This is a genomic window from Aurantimicrobium photophilum (genome assembly GCF_003194085.1).
Lineage (GTDB): Bacteria > Actinomycetota > Actinomycetes > Actinomycetales > Microbacteriaceae > Aurantimicrobium > Aurantimicrobium photophilum.
Genome location: NZ_CP023994.1, coordinates 293,801 through 309,021, shown reverse-complemented (window position 1 = coordinate 309,021; position 15,221 = coordinate 293,801). Strand labels below are relative to the sequence as shown.

Annotated in this window: 12 protein-coding genes and 1 tRNA gene; 3 read left to right on the top strand and 10 right to left on the bottom strand. The window is 55.9% G+C overall.

The annotated features are described in order from the left end of the window. Positions 1 to 58: 58 nt before the first annotated feature. Together AURMO_RS01625 and AURMO_RS01620 are read right to left on the bottom strand one after the other, a co-directional pair. Positions 59 to 1,531, bottom strand: coding sequence for an NAD-dependent succinate-semialdehyde dehydrogenase (locus AURMO_RS01625; RefSeq protein ID WP_110232847.1), 1,473 nt, complete (start codon positions 1,529 to 1,531; stop codon positions 59 to 61). 123 nt (positions 1,532 to 1,654) lie between these two features. Continuing rightward, complete coding sequence (locus AURMO_RS01620; RefSeq protein WP_110232846.1) at positions 1,655 to 3,910, bottom strand: MMPL family transporter; 2,256 nt, start codon at positions 3,908 to 3,910, stop codon at positions 1,655 to 1,657. 147 nt (positions 3,911 to 4,057) lie between these two features. On the opposite strand from AURMO_RS01620, the gene AURMO_RS01615 reads away from it, so the two are divergent. Continuing rightward, complete coding sequence (locus AURMO_RS01615; protein ID WP_110232845.1) at positions 4,058 to 5,236, top strand: IS481 family transposase; 1,179 nt, start codon at positions 4,058 to 4,060, stop codon at positions 5,234 to 5,236. Between the two features lie 53 nt (positions 5,237 to 5,289). On the opposite strand, the gene AURMO_RS01610 is transcribed toward AURMO_RS01615, so the two are convergent. The 4 genes from AURMO_RS01610 to AURMO_RS01595 form a co-directional block, all read right to left on the bottom strand. Next, a tRNA-Thr gene (locus tag AURMO_RS01610) sits at positions 5,290 to 5,365 on the bottom strand. Positions 5,366 to 5,434: 69 nt separating this feature from the next. Next, positions 5,435 to 6,034: a copper resistance CopC family protein gene (locus tag AURMO_RS01605; protein WP_110232844.1), complete on the bottom strand. Its 600-nt coding sequence runs from the start codon at positions 6,032 to 6,034 to the stop codon at positions 5,435 to 5,437. Continuing rightward, entirely contained in the window at positions 6,031 to 7,287 is a 1,257-nt protein-coding gene (locus AURMO_RS01600) for a Dyp-type peroxidase (protein ID WP_110232843.1), read from the bottom strand. Before AURMO_RS01600 ends, AURMO_RS01605 begins: the two co-directional genes overlap by 4 nt. A 9-nt stretch (positions 7,288 to 7,296) precedes the next feature. Next, positions 7,297 to 7,803 (bottom strand): copper chaperone PCu(A)C, encoded by a 507-nt coding sequence (locus AURMO_RS01595; protein WP_110232842.1) that lies wholly within the window; start codon positions 7,801 to 7,803, stop codon positions 7,297 to 7,299. Between the two features lie 88 nt (positions 7,804 to 7,891). Between AURMO_RS01595 and AURMO_RS01590 the strand changes: the two genes are divergently transcribed. After that, positions 7,892 to 8,254, top strand: coding sequence for a BlaI/MecI/CopY family transcriptional regulator (locus AURMO_RS01590; RefSeq protein WP_110232841.1), 363 nt, complete (start codon positions 7,892 to 7,894; stop codon positions 8,252 to 8,254). A 16-nt stretch (positions 8,255 to 8,270) separates the two neighbouring features. Further along, positions 8,271 to 9,038: a M48 family metalloprotease gene (locus tag AURMO_RS01585; RefSeq protein ID WP_162532640.1), complete on the top strand. Its 768-nt coding sequence runs from the start codon at positions 8,271 to 8,273 to the stop codon at positions 9,036 to 9,038. Here the strand turns inward: AURMO_RS01585 and AURMO_RS01580 are convergent. Genes AURMO_RS01580 through topA form a run of 4 tightly spaced genes read right to left on the bottom strand, consistent with a single transcriptional unit; the run spans position 9,035 to position 15,213 of the window. Then, on the bottom strand, positions 9,035 to 10,552 hold the full coding sequence (locus tag AURMO_RS01580) for an alpha/beta hydrolase (protein WP_110232839.1): 1,518 nt from the start codon (positions 10,550 to 10,552) through the stop codon (positions 9,035 to 9,037). The two genes, AURMO_RS01585 and AURMO_RS01580, sit on opposite strands and share 4 nt — an antisense overlap. Then, positions 10,549 to 11,718 carry a DNA polymerase III subunit delta' gene (locus AURMO_RS01575; protein ID WP_110232838.1) on the bottom strand — a complete coding sequence of 390 codons (1,170 nt, stop codon included), beginning with the start codon at positions 11,716 to 11,718 and terminating at the stop codon, positions 10,549 to 10,551. Before AURMO_RS01575 ends, AURMO_RS01580 begins: the two co-directional genes overlap by 4 nt. 36 nt (positions 11,719 to 11,754) lie before the next feature. Next, positions 11,755 to 12,375: a dTMP kinase gene (gene tmk / locus AURMO_RS01570; protein WP_110232837.1), complete on the bottom strand. Its 621-nt coding sequence runs from the start codon at positions 12,373 to 12,375 to the stop codon at positions 11,755 to 11,757. A 3-nt stretch (positions 12,376 to 12,378) separates the two neighbouring features. Then, positions 12,379 to 15,213 carry a type I DNA topoisomerase gene (gene topA, locus AURMO_RS01565; protein WP_110232836.1) on the bottom strand — a complete coding sequence of 945 codons (2,835 nt, stop codon included), beginning with the start codon at positions 15,211 to 15,213 and terminating at the stop codon, positions 12,379 to 12,381. Between the last annotated feature and the right edge of the window lie 8 nt (positions 15,214 to 15,221).

Here is a 15,221-nt window from a genome sequence, read left to right as displayed (position 1 = left end):
TTAAGGGGTTCAGTTCACATCGGAGGGGCCTTCTTCATTTGTTGTTGAGGCGAAGGGGTTATGCGAATGGGTTCGGCGTCATGGTGTACTTCGTGGAGAGGTACTCATTGATTCCTTCGAAACCACCTTCACGACCGAGACCTGACATCTTCACGCCACCGAATGGGGCAGATGCGTTCGAGATGACGCCAGCGTTGAGACCCATCATGCCGGTCTGCAGCTTCTCAATCAGACGCTGACCACGCTTGAAGTCTTCGGTGTAGACATAGCCAATAAGACCGTATTCGGTGTCATTGGCAATGGCGATGCCTTCTTCTTCGGTTGAGAACGTGGTGATGGAAAGCACAGGGCCAAAGATCTCTTCGGTCATGATGTCTGCAGCTGCGGTGACTCCGGTGAGAACGGTGGGCTCATAGAAGGTGCCAGCACCGTCAATTGCCTTTCCACCAGTGAGAACGGAAGCGCCCTTCGAAACGGCATCCTGAACCAGCTGGTCAGCCTTGGCAACTGCCTTGCTGTCGATGAGGGGGCCAATGCTGACGCCGTCTTCGGTTCCACGGCCAATCTTCATTGCCTTCACGCGCTCGGTGACTTTCTGAGCGAAAGCGTCGGCAACGCTTTCGTGCACAATCACGCGGTTAGCAGCAGTGCAGGCCTGACCGATGTTGCGGAACTTCGCGATCATCACGCCGTCAACAGCCTTGTCGAGATCTGCATCTTCGAAAACGAGGAATGGTGCGTTTCCACCGAGCTCCATCGAGGTGCGGAGCATGTTTTCGGTGGCAAGCTTCATCAGCGACTGACCAACACCGGTGGAACCGGTGAAGGAGAGCTTGCGCAGACGCTTGTCGGTGACGATGGGGTCAGAAACCTCAGCGGTAGTGGAGGTGGTGAACACGTTCACGACACCAGCTGGGACTCCGCACTCTTCCAGAATCTTGACGAAGTAGAGGGTGGTGAGTGGAGTCAGGGTTGCAGGCTTGACCACGACGGTGCAGCCGGCAGCCAATGCAGGGGCAATCTTGCGAGTGGCCATGGCCAGCGGGAAGTTCCAGGGGGTGATCAGGTAGCAGGGACCGACAGGCATCTGGGTCACAATGGTGCGACCGGTTCCTTCTGGGTTGGTGCCGTAGCGACCGGTAATGCGTACGGCTTCTTCACTGAACCAGCGCAGGAACTCGGAACCGTAGTTGACCTCACCAATAGCCTCGGAGAGGGGCTTACCCATCTCGAGGGTCATCAGCAGTGCAAACTCATCCTTGAGCTCCTGAACGCGGTCAAACGCCTTGCGCAGGATCTCGCCACGGACACGTGGAGCAGTGGCTGCCCAGGCGTCCTGCGCCGCCACAGCGGCGTCCAGGGCCTTCATACCGTCTGCAGGGGAAGCGTCAGCGATGCTCTTGATGACCAGACCCGTTGCGGGGTCGTGCACATCTACTGTCTTGCCACCAGCGGCATCTACCCACTGGCCGTTGATATACAGCTGAGATGGGACCTTTGCAAGCAGTTCTGATTCGGAAATCGTTGACATTCTTCACCTTTTCTACGGATTCCTCATTCTAATCCCAAAATCGGTGCGGAATAAAGAGGTCGTTCGTACTCAAACGATATTACAAGAACTCAGCCCCCTATCTCTAGGGGGCTGAGGATGGTTTTACTTGCTTGCGCGACCGAGTTTGCTGGGCCACCAAATCTTGGGCCCGATGTCATAGGCCATCGCAGGAACCAGCAAGGTGCGCACCAGCACGGTGTCAATGATGACACCCACCGAGACGATAAAGGCCAGCTGGACCAAGAACAGCAGTGGGATAACACCCAATGCAGCAAAGGTTGCTGCCAACACAATACCCGCGGAGGTAATGACACCACCGGTGACGGTGAGGCCCTTCAAAATACCGGGACGAGTGCCAATCTTGAGACTTTCTTCGCGCACACGCGTCATCAAGAAGATGTTGTAGTCAATACCCAGGGCTACCAGGAAGACGAATCCAAACAGTGGAACGCTCGCATCAGCACCGGGGAAACCAAACACGTTGTTGAAGAAGATCGCCGAGAGACCCATGGTTGCCGCAAAGCTCACCACAACGGTGAAGATCAGCAACAGCGGAGCCACAATCGAACGAAGCAGCAACATCAGGATGACGAAGATCACAACCAGCACGATCGGGATGATCTTGGCGAGGTCTGCTTCAGCTGTCTTGTTGGTGTCAAGAGCAATAGCGGTCTCTCCACCGACCAGAACCGAAGGATCCACAGAAACCAAGTCGGTTCGCATCTGCTCAACGACGTTCTCGGCGTCCTTGGAGTCAGCCTGGTAGGTCAAGTTCGCATTGATGAGAACCTTGCCATCAACAACCTGAGGAATGGTTTCAATCTCAGGCATCACAAACGCCGAAGGGGCACCGGCAGCAGGTGGGCCGCTGGCATAGGCAGCTGCGGCAGCAGCTGCAGCGTCTTCAGCTGCCTTTTTGTAGGCAGCAGACATGGCTTCCGCATCTGCCTGAACACTGACCTTGGAAATACCCTCGGTTGCTTCCGCAGCAGACATCACGGCGTCCATCTTGGACTCGTCCGCGATGATGATCACAGGCGAACCGTCACCCGCATCGAAGTGCTGAGCGAGGACTTCCTGACCATCAACGGACTCGATGTTGTCGCCCAGGAGGAAGTCAGTTTGTGGAATACCACTGGCCTTGAGCCCGGGCAGACCAGCAACGGCGGCAAGAAGCACAACCAGAGTAATAATCCAGGTGGCACGAGGCTTCTTGCCTACGAGGTTACCCACGCCCTTCCAGAGACCACGAACACCTTCGAGACCAGGAAGAGTGTTGGGCTCAACCGGAGCCACCTTCTTCTTGCCTGGCTTGGGCATGAAAGGCCAGAACGCAGCACGGCCGAAGATGGCCAGCAAAGCTGGCAGGAAGCTAATGGCTGCCAGGAACGCAAAACCAATACCGAACGCGGCGATGGGACCGAGTGCCTTGTTGGAGTTGAGGTCAGAGAACAGCAGACACAGCAGCGCCGCAATCACTGTGGCCGCAGAGGCGAAGATGGGCTCAAAAGCACCCTTGAATGCGCGACCCAATGCCGACCACTTGTTCTGAACTTCGAACAGGGCCTCGCGATATCGGGCGACAAACAGCAGGGCGTAGTCGGTGGCAGCACCAATAACCAGAATCGAAAGGATTCCCTGACTTTGACCAGAAACCTTGATCAGGTCATTGAGGGCAAGGTAGTAGATACCGAGGATGGAACCAGACAGGGCGAACACTGACGTCAGCAACACCAAGACAGGCAACAGCAGTGCGCGGTAGACAACCAGCAGAATGATGAACACAGCCAGCAGGGCCACGATCAGCAGAATGCCGTCAATGCCGGCGAAGCCACTGACGAAGTCAGCGAGCAGACCACCAGGACCGGTCACATACGCAGTGAAGCCAGCTGGAGTCACATCAGCGAGTTCTGCACGCAGACCCTCGATGCTACTGAGGAGTTCTTCACCACTTGCGGAGTAGAACACCAAGTACTCAACGGCTTGGCCGTCTTCAGAGTAGGTGGGGCCCAGCACAGAAGGAACCTGTCCCTCAACAGTGGGTGCAACACCCTCTGCCTCTTCGAGCGTGGTGGTCAGTTCATCAAACTTGACCTTGTCCGCGTCTGTGACGTCTCCAGAATCCTTCTGGAAGACAACAATGGCAGGGATGTTCTCCGAGTCGTTGAACTTCGTCTGCCACTCGTTGACCTCGGTGCTTTGAGCACTGGCGGGAAGGAAGCCGGCCTGATCGTTGGTGGAAACCTCAGAGATCTTGCCGAAGGTTGGACCGCCGAGACCAGCAATCGCAAACCAGACAACTACAAGAACTGTGGGCAGCAAGATGCGCAGCCAGAGTTTCGGAGTCCAGTCCTTCATGTGTTTCCCCTAACAAATACGTGTGACGCAACAGAAAGAACGAGCTATGGGGCCGCCTAGGGTGTCTAGGTTCACGACCTTGTTGACACATGAGTCGCGTCCTTATTAACACTAGATGAGTCGCGTCCTTGTTGACACTCTGGAGCAATGTCGAAACAACGCGTCGTCGTCCTCTCTATCGTCCACCAAGGCCTAACAGTCACTGAAGCAGCCAGAACTCATGGCTTCTCCAGAGCCCATATCTACACCCTCCTCAAGCGTTATCAAGAAGGTGGCCTTGACGCTGTCGAACCTCAATCGTCCAGGCCGAAGTCCTCACCACATGCCCTCAGCGATGAACTGCGTTTGCGCATTATTCAATTGCGCATCCATCTCGATGCAGAAGGACTCGATCATGGACCTGAAAGCATTCAACCGTTCCTCACTACTGAAGGCTTCACCGCGCCGTCCACATCCACAATCAGACGTGTTCTCCACCAGGCAGGACTCATCACCCCGGAGCCGAAGAAAAGACCTAAATCTTCTTTCCTCAGTTTCGAAGCAGACCAACCCAACGAAACCTGGCAGTCGGATTTCACCCACTGGTCATTAGCTGACGGGCGCGATATTGAAATCATTAACTGGCTCGATGACCATTCCAGAAAGCTACTTTCCATCACGGCCTATGACCGCATCACCGGCCCCATAGTTGTTGAAACATTCACGGCAAACATCAACAAATACGGGCCTCCCCAGTCCACACTCACCGACAACGGGGTTGTTTACACTGCTCGCTTCACCAAAGGCAAAAACGCGTTTGAATACTTCTTGGCAGAGCTTGGAATCGTTCAAAAGAACGGCAAGCCCTACCATCCTCAAACCCAAGGCAAAATCGAACGCTTCCACCAAACACTGAAAAAACGACTGCGCAGCAGAGAACCAGCACACACTCTCGCAGAACTCCAACAACAACTCGATGAGTTCCAAGCAATCTACAACCACCACAGACCACACCGCGCATTGGGCAAAAGAACACCCGAAGAGGTTTATCAAGCTGGAGTGAAAGCACACCCCGTCAAAGAATCCGTTTCACACGACTGGCGCACCCGCTATGACAAAGTCGACAAAGGAGGAAAACTCACCCTCAGACGCGCAGGAAAACTTCACCACATGAGCGTCGGCGCAGCACATGCCGGAGAAGAAGTTCTTATGTTGATCGACCAAACAACCGTCATCGTGACACTGCAACACAGTGGAGAAGTCCTCAGTCAACATCACATAGAACCAGAAAGAAACTACTGGCGAGACCAACTAAAAAGTCCAGGCCGATGGCCTGGACTTTCATAATTTTGTCAACAAGGTCGGGACTCATCTGTCAACAAGGTCCCGACTCATCACAATGGGGCCGCCTAGGGGAATTGAACCCCTGACCTATTCTTTACGAGGGAATCGCTCTACCAACTGAGCTAAGGCGGCGCGAACCGCACGAAGCGGAACAGTTTTCAAGCTTAGTAGCTTGATTTCTCCAGTTGAAACTGGAGAAAACTACTTTGCAGAGGAATTGCGACGACGGCGCAGTGCCACAATCACAATCACGGCGGCCAGCGCAACGGCACCAGCAGCACCAAGACCCAATGCCAACTGAAGCTGACCATTACCTGCGTCTGTTCCCGACGAGGTAACCATGAGCTCTTCATCTGCTTCAGTGACAACAGCTTCTTCCTCAACAGGAACAGCTTCACCCAGTGGGTCAGCGTCAGAGCCCTCGACAGTGAAGGAGAAAGAACCTGAGGCAGGGTGTCCGTCTTGAGAGACGATGCGGTAGCTCGCGGTGTACACGCCATTGGGCAGAGCGCCGGTCACGATGGGAACCGTCATCGTTGCACCCGTGACGTCAAAGGTGGGGGTGCCCAGCTCTGCAGCAGCACCCTCAGCGTTGACGAGGGAAACTTCGGGTGCAAACTCTTGCGCCACAGCTTCAACGAAGGTGAACTGCAGTTCAACTACGGGGGTCGAGACGACGGATTCATTAGCTGGCACCGACTGGAAAGTGTCAGAGTGAGCGTGGGCCACCGAGGTGGTTCCCATAACGACAAAGAGCGCCATCAGTGCGGTGGCAATGATGGAAGCAATACGACGGATCATCCGAGGAGCCCTTCTCCGATATAGCCTCCTGGCTGACTGCCAGGAGGAAGTGCAAACACTGCCGACCCAATTGGGGTCGTCCACGTGTTCATGAGGTCTAAGTCTGCCAAACGTTGCTGTACGGGAACGAATTGTTTCTGAACATTGGCCATGTATGCGGCAAAGATGAGACCCGCATTGGGCTGCCCCGAAGGCAACAGACCATCTTCATAGTTCAACGGGCGGCGAAGGAACTTTTCTTCGGCGTTGTTTGTCCTCGCCCGACGAACATGTGCAAAAGAAGCAATAACAGGCATGCCATTGTCGTGCTTAGCGGCAAGGTCAGGCGCGTCAAACTCTTTCGTGCCCGTCAGCGGTGCACCGTTGTGCAGGTTGCGACCCATGGCCGTTTCCTTCTTGGTGTCATCAAGTTTGTCCCAGCCCTCAAAGTCCATCTGAATGCGGCGGACAACCAGGCATGTGCCATCACGGAACCATTGAGGCCCAGAGGTTGCCCACACCTGGGCATCAAATTCTTGAGTAGTGCGAGGGTTGATTGTTCCATCTACTTGGCCAAAGAGGTTACGCCCAGTTTGATCCGAGGGAACACCGTATTGCGGACGGTTGAATCCGGTTTGAGACCACAGCGGCTCAGCAAAGGTGTGGGCTGTCCGGCTGAGTTGGCGAGCAGCGTGGGCAACCGTCAAGGGGTTATCTGCGCCCACGTGAATGACAAGATCACCACCACTGAACTCAGGCTGCAGTTGGTCGATGGAGAAGGCAGGAAGTTCACCAAAACCAGAAGGCATTGCTCCCTGCAGTCCCAGCTTGCTGAAGAAGCCTGGACCAAAACCAAACGTTGATGTGAGGCGAGCAGGCTCTGTGGCGAGATAGGGCTCGCCATCGGGGAGGGTGGGCTTTCCCTTGGCTAACCGTGCGGCATCGTCCGTGAGGAGTTGCATCATGGACCGAGCCTGATCGACGGTAATTCCGGGCTTCAGGGTGAAGGCGGCATAAGTTCCATAGGCCTGCAGCGGGGTCATAATCCCGGCTTGGTATTCGCCATAGAAGGGAATCGTTGCTGACTGCTGCTGAGCTCGAAGCTGCGCTTCTTTCTCGGGAGTGGATGCTTGTGCTGCATTGAGCGTCAGGGCACCGCCAGCAAATCCGGCCACTCCAGCAGCCACATAACTTGAGACAACGCCAGCGGAAGCCAGGAACCCTCTGCGGGATACTCCCTGAGTTTCGCTGTCTTCCACTGGCATGTGAGTCATTGTGTTTTCCTAGCCTGCGTAGGTGGAGATGTCGCGGGCTACGGCGTCAACATCACGAGTAGTTCCGTTGGAGAATTCGAGGGTCAAGGTGACGTGGCTACCAACGGGGATGGGCTTGAGAAGATTCCAATACATCACGTGGTATCCACCGGGCTTGAGGGTGACGGATCCCTTGGCGGGGATAACAATGCCGCCTTCAACCATTTGCATCTTCATTTCGCCGTCATCACCCTTGACCACTTCGTGGATCTCCAGGGGGGTCTCAGAAAGTCCTTCAGTGGTGTTGGTTGCACCGACGAGTTCAATATCTTCGTCAGAAGGGTTCTCGAGGGTCATGAAGACACCAGTCATCGCCATGCCGTCCATGAGCTCAGGAACAGCCTTAATCCACACATCGGAAGCGGTGGGGGTGACGGGCTCAGGGGTTGCTGGTGCACAGCCGACGAGTGCGAGTGCAGCGATGACCACAGCTACCAGAGAGAATCCGCGCTTGGTTGCGGAAGTTGAGTTCTTCACATCAATTCCTTTGTTCAGGTATATTCTACGTAACGTAGAACACTGATGTTATTCTACAAGTCGTAGAAAAAACAACTCAGGAGAAGTCATGGCACCCCAGCGCAACCGAGGTGAACTCGAAGCAGACATCATGACCATCCTCTGGCACGAAAACGAGCCGATGACCGCCAAAGAGGTCCAGGCCAAGTTCACTGAAAACATTCCCGCCATCACAACGCTCATCACTGTGCTCGACCGGATGTGTGCCAAAGGCCAGGTTGTGAAGAATTCCACCGGTGGCCGCAGCCAAACATTCGCGGCAGCCCAAAGCCGCATTGATCACGTCACCAGCACGATGACGTCGGCCCTCAATAGTGCTGACGATCAAGCCGCAGCCCTGCTTCACTTCGCGGGGACCCTGTCTGAGGAAGACCGCGCATTCCTGCGTAAAGCCATCGACAACAGCAACTAACAGCTGGCTTCACGCTATGGAACTTCGAACAATAGTGATACTTATTGCGGTCTATGCCGCAATATCTTTGTTCGTTCCACGAGTACTCGCCGACCCGCAACTTGTGAGTAAACGGCCTGGTTTTGTTTTGTATGCCTGGTTCCTCTCACTCGGCATCGCTGCACTCTCACTCCTCACCGCACTGGGTGGTCTCGTTGTTCTGGCACTGGCTCAGCATGGCGAGGAAAGCTACTCCGCGCGGATCATTGTGCCCATCCTGATCAATGTTTTTGGCTGGGTAGCGTTAGCTGTATTGGGTGTCTTGATTTTTCGCTTCGGGGCAGCACTGGGAGAACTCAGAACATCGCGACGCACTCTCAACGAGCAATTCGCGCTGCTGATTCCACGCGGGCAGATTACGGAACTATCCGGTCACCGCGTGATGATCTTCGAATCCAGCGAAACGATCTTGATGGCGGTGCCCAGCTCTCAGTGCATCATGGTCAGCTCCCAGGTGATTTCAACCTTGAGCCCAGAACTCCTGCAGGCTGCACTTGCGCACGAACAAGCACACCTCGATCAGCACCATGGGGTCATCCGCGCTGCTGGGGTTCTCGCGATGGCCGTAGCCCCAGGATTCTCTGCCAGTGAACGTATGGCTCAGGCCACAAGGATTACCACCGAGCTTTTGGCAGATGACGCCGCAGCGAAACAATTCTCCAAGCACACCGTCGCCCAATCACTTCGTGCGTGTTTTGGTTCAAGCCCGCTAGTGGATGAGCGCATTGCTCGGTTAGAGAACTAGCACTTCGGATCTGTTGCAGGCACTTTGCCGCTTAACAAGAATCCATCCACGGCATCATTCACACACGAGTTGGACTTGTTATAGGCCGTGTGGCCTTCACCGGTGTAACTGATGAGATGACCGCCCTCGAGCTGGGCAGCCAAAGCTTTCGCCCAACGATAGGGAGTTGCGGGATCACCCGTGGTGCCAATGACAAGGATGTCACCGGCGCCTTGGGCTGAAATTTTATGTGGAGTCATCACCGCTGGGTAGGCCCATTGAGAGCAGAGCTCATCGCCATAGGCCATATAGGGACCGATAACCGGTGCCTTTCGCGCTAGCTCCTGTGCTTCCTTTTCCCACTGTTCAGGGTCTTTCGTCACGGGATAGTCAAGGCAATTGATGGCAAGGAAAGCTTCCGTGGAATTATCCAGATACTCTCCGTCATCACCACGGCTGTAATACCAATCCACTGAGGAATAAGCAGTCTGAGCATCACCGTCAGCAACCGCAGAAAACACATCAGTAAGAAAGCTCCACGCATCAGGGTTGTAGAGAGGAGCAATGATCGCCGTGAGCATGGCATCAGCACCGAGAACCCGGCCATCACTTGCGTATAGGGGAGATTCATCGAGTTGCGCCAGGAGATCTCCCACCTGAGTCATTGCCTCATCAACACTGCCACTGAAGGGGCACCCCTCAGTTTCAATGCAATCAGCCAGATACGCGCGTAATGCTTTTTCGAACCCGATGGATTGATTGAGATTGACCTCGAAACTCGACGATGCCGGATCAAGTGCACCATCAAGAACCAAGCGACCAACGTTCCCGGGGAAATTCTCGGCATAGACCGCACCCAACAAGGTGCCATAGGAGTAGCCCAAGTAGTTGAGCTCACGATCGCCAACCGTCGCACGCAACATGTCCAAGTCATGCGCAGCACTGACTGTGTCCACATGAGCAAGGAGGTCACCAGTTCGCTCAAGGCAACCTTGAGCGAACTCTGCGCTCGCCCTCTCTCGTTCAGCGAACCATTCTGGGCTGGCTCGAACTGTGTCTGTAGCGCCGAAGAGGAACTCATCCATTTCAGCAGCAGAGTCGACACACACCACAGGTGTGGAGGCTCCCACTCCTCGAGGATCAAAACCGATGACGTCATAGTTCTTCTGAACAGCCCCGCTGACGGCATAGTCCAAAGAATCTGCAATGAAACTCACGCCCGAAGCACCCGGACCACCTGGGTTCACAAACAGTGACCCAAGCTTCTTGGACGACGTCGCGGAGTGACGAACAAGAGCAAGCTCAATAGTCTCCCCCGCAGGCTCGTTCCAATCCAGGGGTGCTACCGCCGTTGCACACTGCATGCCATCGTGACAGTCAGTCCACTCCAGAGTTTGGGAATAGTAGGGCTGGTATTCGGCTGGAATGGCCCCTGGGGTCTTGGTGGGTTCTGGAACCACTCCACCCGAGCAGGCCGTGAGAGTCACTGCAGCAACAGTGAGAATCAGCCCTTTCAGGGCAACTTTCATTTTCATGCAGGAACTTCAGAGCGCGAAGCGCGGATCAACAGTGCTTCCATTGCCAGGGCAGGTGCAACGTTGGCATCAATGCGTTCACGAGCTTCGCCAATGGCTTCCATGGTGGCGAGGGTGTCTTCGCTTGTGCGTGCAGCGGCGGCGGCTCGCAGTTCATTCTCAAACTCCACGTTGATGAGCTCGTCACTGACGCCGAGCTGCAAGCGCAACACGTCGCGATAGACCGAAAGCAGATCAACCAGGATGCGGTCGAGACCATCACGCAGGCTTCGCGTGGCACGACGCTTCTGCTGCTCCTCGAGACCCTTGACTTGGCTGCGCAGGTTGGCGGGGATGGCATCGCCTTCGGCGATACCCATGGACCGGCGAAGCTGGTCGAGCTCAACACCATCACGCTCTTCCGTGATGGCTTTGGCATCGTCGGTGGCAATCTCAATCATGCGGGCAGCGGCAAGAACTGCCTCCCGCACGGTCATGATGTTCAACACCAGGCGCACTGTTTCTTCACGGCGCGCGGCAGCTTCAGGGTTAGTCGCCAGGCGGTGAGCCATGCCGATGTGAGACTGGGCATGACGAGCAGCACGCTCTGCCGTCACCTCATCCACGCCATCTCGGGCCACGATGAGCTTGGCCACGTCAGGAACGCTCGGCACACGCAAGCGCACAGAACGCACGCGAGAGCGAATGGTGGGAATCAAGTCAGCTTCACTCGGTGCACACAGAATCCACACCGTGCGCTCAGGAGGTTCTTCCAATGCCTTCAACAGCACGTTGGAGGTGCGCTCAGCCATGCGGTCAGCATCCTCGATCACAATCACGCGATAGCGCGAGACCGCAGGGGAATATTGTGAGCTCTGCACAAGAGCACGAACTTCATCGATGGAAATGATCACGCGCTCAGTGGTGAGCGTGGCGAGGTCGGGGTGAGTTCGGGCAGCAACCTGCGTGCAGTCGGAACACTTTCCGCAGCCCCCATCTCGACACAGCAACGACGCGGCGAATGCATAGGCCAAGTTGGAACGGCCAGAACCCGGAGGGCCCGTCACGAGCCACGAATGCGTCATGGCCGAATCGTGAGAGGTTGCTGAAGCTAGCTCGGACTCGGATGCCGCACGGAAGACATCTATGGCCTCCTGCTGGCCAACGAGTTCATCCCACACGCTCATAGCTCAAGGCTACCGGGAGTAACTGACAAGAAACTTCTAAGACAACTCAGCTTCGACGCGGGCACGAATAGCGGCAGCAAGCTCGTCGATGGGGCGCGTGGCATCGAGAACGAGGAAGCGCTCCGGCTCTGCCTCGGCGAGCGCGAGGAAACCTGCACGAACACGGCCATGGAACTCTGCCTTTTCGTTTTCGAGTCGATCAAAAGGCTTGTCCGCAGCGTCAAGACGCGTGCGAGCCAGGTTCTCATCGAGATCCAAAAGAACGGTCACATCAGGCAGCAAGCTGTCTGTTGCCCAGAGAGACAAGTCGCGTACTTCTTTAGCATCCAGAACGCGACCAGCGCCTTGATAGGCAACGGAGGAGTCGAAGTAGCGGTCCTGGATGACGACCTCGTCACGCTCCAGTGCGGGACGCACCAGCGTGGCCACATGGTGGGCACGGTCTGCGGCATAGAGCAGTGCTTCTGCGCGGGGATCAATATCCCCGCGGTGATGAAGAACGAGGTTGCGCACCTCAACACCCACATCAGTACCACCGGGTTCGCGGGTGCGCACAACTGTACGACCTTGCTCAGTGAGCCACTCGGCTAATAGACCAGCCTGTGTGGACTTTCCCGAACCGTCTCCACCTTCAAAGGTGATGAACAACCCGGACATGCGTTACTCGCTAGCCTTGGAAGAGACGCCTGACTTGCCTAGGGTGGTGGCAGCCTTCTTTGCGCCGGCCTTCTTCACCACGATGGTGTCGCCGACCTTCTTGGTTGCCTTCTTGGCAGCTGGCTTCTTTGCAGCGGCCTTCTTGGCAGGAGCCTTCTTGCGAACAACGGGTCCCTTGGCTCGCTTGATGGCCAGAAGTTCAACCGCACGGTCGAAGTCGATCTCTTCAGGCACCTCACCGCGAGGGATCGTGGCGTTGGTGGTGCCATCGGTGACGTAGGGACCGAAACGACCATCCTTGATCTTGATGGGCTTGCCGCTTTCGGGGTCAGCGTCGAATTCCTTAATCGCACTGGCTGCCTTGCGAGCTCCATACTTGGGCTGCGCAAACAGCTCGAGAGCACCAGCGAGGTCGATCGCGAAGATCTGATCTTCGTTCTCGAGCGAGCGAGTGTCGGTGCCCTTCTTGAGGTAGGCGCCGTAGCGACCATTTTGCGAGGTGATCATTTCGCCGGTCTCAGGATCCGCACCCACTTCACGAGGAAGGTTGAGAAGCTTGAGAGCAGTCTCCAAATCCACAGTTCCAGGATCCATGCTCTTGAAGAGGGAAGCGGTGCGAGGCTTGATGACCTCAGCCTTGGCCACGCGCTTCTTCTTTTTGACTTCAACGACCTCGCCAGTGGCAGGGTCAATCTCTGCCTCGTCAAGAGCAACTTCAGGCTCTGGCTCGAGCTCGGTCACATAGGGTCCAAAACGACCGTCCTTGGACACAACGGTCTTGCCGTTCTCCGGGTTCACACCCAGCACACGGTCGGTGACAATGGGCGCATCGATGAGTTCTTGAACCTTCTCAGGGGTGAGCTCGTCGGGTGCCATATCCAGGGGAATGTTGACGATGCGGGGCTTCTCATCTTCGGCAGCATCGGGGTTGGTCACCTCGATGTAGGGACCATACTTGCCCACGCGAATAGCTGCACCATTCTCGCCAATGCGGAAGGTATTGAGCTCACGGGGATCGATATCGCCGATGTTGTCGAGGATTTCGCGCAGTCCGTGGTGGCCAGGCTCTCCGAAGTAGAACTTCTTCAGCCACTGTGAACCGGTCCCTTCGCCACCAGCAATCTTGTCGAGATCTTCTTCCATCTCGGCAGTGAAGGCGTAGTCAACCAGGTCGGTGTAGTGCTCCTGCATGAGGCGAACGATGGAGAACGCAACCCACGCTGGAACGAATGCTGAACCCTTAGGAGTGACATAGCCGCGGTCCACGATCAGACCCAGAATGGATGCGTAGGTGGAGGGGCGGCCAATGCCCAGCTCTTCCAACTTCTTCACCAGAGTTGCTTCGGTGTAACGAGGAGGTGGTGTGGTGTCGTGGCCCTTGGCCTCAACATCAGCAAGTACGAGTTTCTGACCTTCGGTCATCACTGGGAGCTTGGCTTCTGCTTGAGCGTCCTGAGCGTTGCGCTCTTCGTCAGTGCTTTCTTCATAGGCGTTGAGGAAGCCGCGGAAGGTGATGACGGTGCCGCTGGCGGTGAACTCCACAGCATCTCCGGATGCAGGGGTTGCCTTTGCGGTGACGGTTGCGGTCTGACCCTTGGCATCTGCCATCTGGGAAGCAACAGTGCGCTTCCAAATCAGGTCATAGAGCTTCCACTCGTTGCCACGGAGAACATTCTGAAGTTCTGCGGGAGTCTTGAAGGTTTCACCAGCAGGGCGAATAGCTTCGTGAGCTTCTTGAGCGTTCTTGCTCTTGCCCGAATACTGACGGGGAGCATCTGCAACCTGGTCTGCTCCATAGAGCGTGGTGGCTTGAGCACGAGCTGCCGCAATCGCCTGTCCCGAGAGGGAAGGCGAGTCCGTACGCATGTAGGTGATGTAACCGTTTTCGTAAAGGCCCTGTGCCACGCTCATGGTCTGCTTCGAAGAGAACTTGAGCTTGCGCGAAGCTTCCTGCTGCAGGGTCGAAGTGGTGAAGGGAGCGGAAGGACGACGGGTGTAGGGCTTGGTCTCCAGACCTGCCACGACGATCTCGGTGCTTGCTTCACGCAGTGCTGCGGCGAGCGCAGTCGCGGCTTCTTCGCTGAGCAGAGTGGCCTTGGTGGTCAGCTGACCGTTGTCATCAAAGTCTTTACCCGAGGCAATGGTGTTGCCGCCGACACGAACGAGTTTGGCTTCGAACTGCGTGGACACCTCTGTTGAGGTCCCCAGAGTTGCAAGCAGATCCCAGTAGTTGGCGGAGTTGAACGCCATACGCTCACGCTCACGGTCTACAACCAAACGCAATGCAACGGTCTGGACACGACCAGCTGAGGTTCCAGGACCAACGCGGCGACGCATCACATCCGACATCTCCCAGCCATAGAGGCGGTCGAGAATACGGCGGGTTTCCTGAGCATCTACCAGAGCTGTGTCGAGCTCACGAGTGTTCTCCTGGGCAGCCTGAATAGCTTCCTTGGTGATTTCGTGGAACACCATGCGGTGAACGGGAACCTTGGGCTTGAGCACCTGGAGCAGGTGCCAGGAGATCGCTTCACCTTCGCGGTCCTCATCAGTTGCGAGGTAAAGCTCGTCGGCATCCTTGAGAGCCTTCTTGAGTTCCGCCACCGTCTTCTTAGAGTTCTCAGAGACAACGTAATAGGGCTCGAAGTTGTCTTCGACGTTCACAGCGAACTTGCCGAAGGGTCCCTTTTTCATGTCCGCAGGAAGCTCGCTGGGCTTGGGCAAGTCACGGATGTGACCGACCGATGCGAGCACCTCGTAGTTGTCGCCCAGGTACTTACCAATGGTCTTGGCTTTGGCTGGTGACTCGACGATGACGAGCTTTCTAGAGCTGGACAAACATTCCT

What these genes read in the sequence shown, in the direction of transcription:
- AURMO_RS01625 (WP_110232847.1), bottom strand. Translation starts at nt 1,531, where the DNA reads ATGTCAACGATTTCCGAATCAGAACTGCTTGCAAAGGTCCCATCTCAG.
- AURMO_RS01620 (WP_110232846.1), bottom strand. Translation starts at nt 3,910, where the DNA reads ATGAAGGACTGGACTCCGAAACTCTGGCTGCGCATCTTGCTGCCCACA.
- AURMO_RS01615 (WP_110232845.1), top strand. Translation starts at nt 4,058, where the DNA reads ATGTCGAAACAACGCGTCGTCGTCCTCTCTATCGTCCACCAAGGCCTA.
- AURMO_RS01605 (WP_110232844.1), bottom strand. Translation starts at nt 6,034, where the DNA reads ATGATCCGTCGTATTGCTTCCATCATTGCCACCGCACTGATGGCGCTC.
- AURMO_RS01600 (WP_110232843.1), bottom strand. Translation starts at nt 7,287, where the DNA reads ATGACTCACATGCCAGTGGAAGACAGCGAAACTCAGGGAGTATCCCGC.
- AURMO_RS01590 (WP_110232841.1), top strand. Translation starts at nt 7,892, where the DNA reads ATGGCACCCCAGCGCAACCGAGGTGAACTCGAAGCAGACATCATGACC.
- AURMO_RS01585 (WP_162532640.1), top strand. Translation starts at nt 8,271, where the DNA reads ATGGAACTTCGAACAATAGTGATACTTATTGCGGTCTATGCCGCAATA.
- AURMO_RS01580 (WP_110232839.1), bottom strand. Translation starts at nt 10,552, where the DNA reads ATGAAAATGAAAGTTGCCCTGAAAGGGCTGATTCTCACTGTTGCTGCA.
- AURMO_RS01575 (WP_110232838.1), bottom strand. Translation starts at nt 11,718, where the DNA reads ATGAGCGTGTGGGATGAACTCGTTGGCCAGCAGGAGGCCATAGATGTC.
- tmk (WP_110232837.1), bottom strand. Translation starts at nt 12,375, where the DNA reads ATGTCCGGGTTGTTCATCACCTTTGAAGGTGGAGACGGTTCGGGAAAG.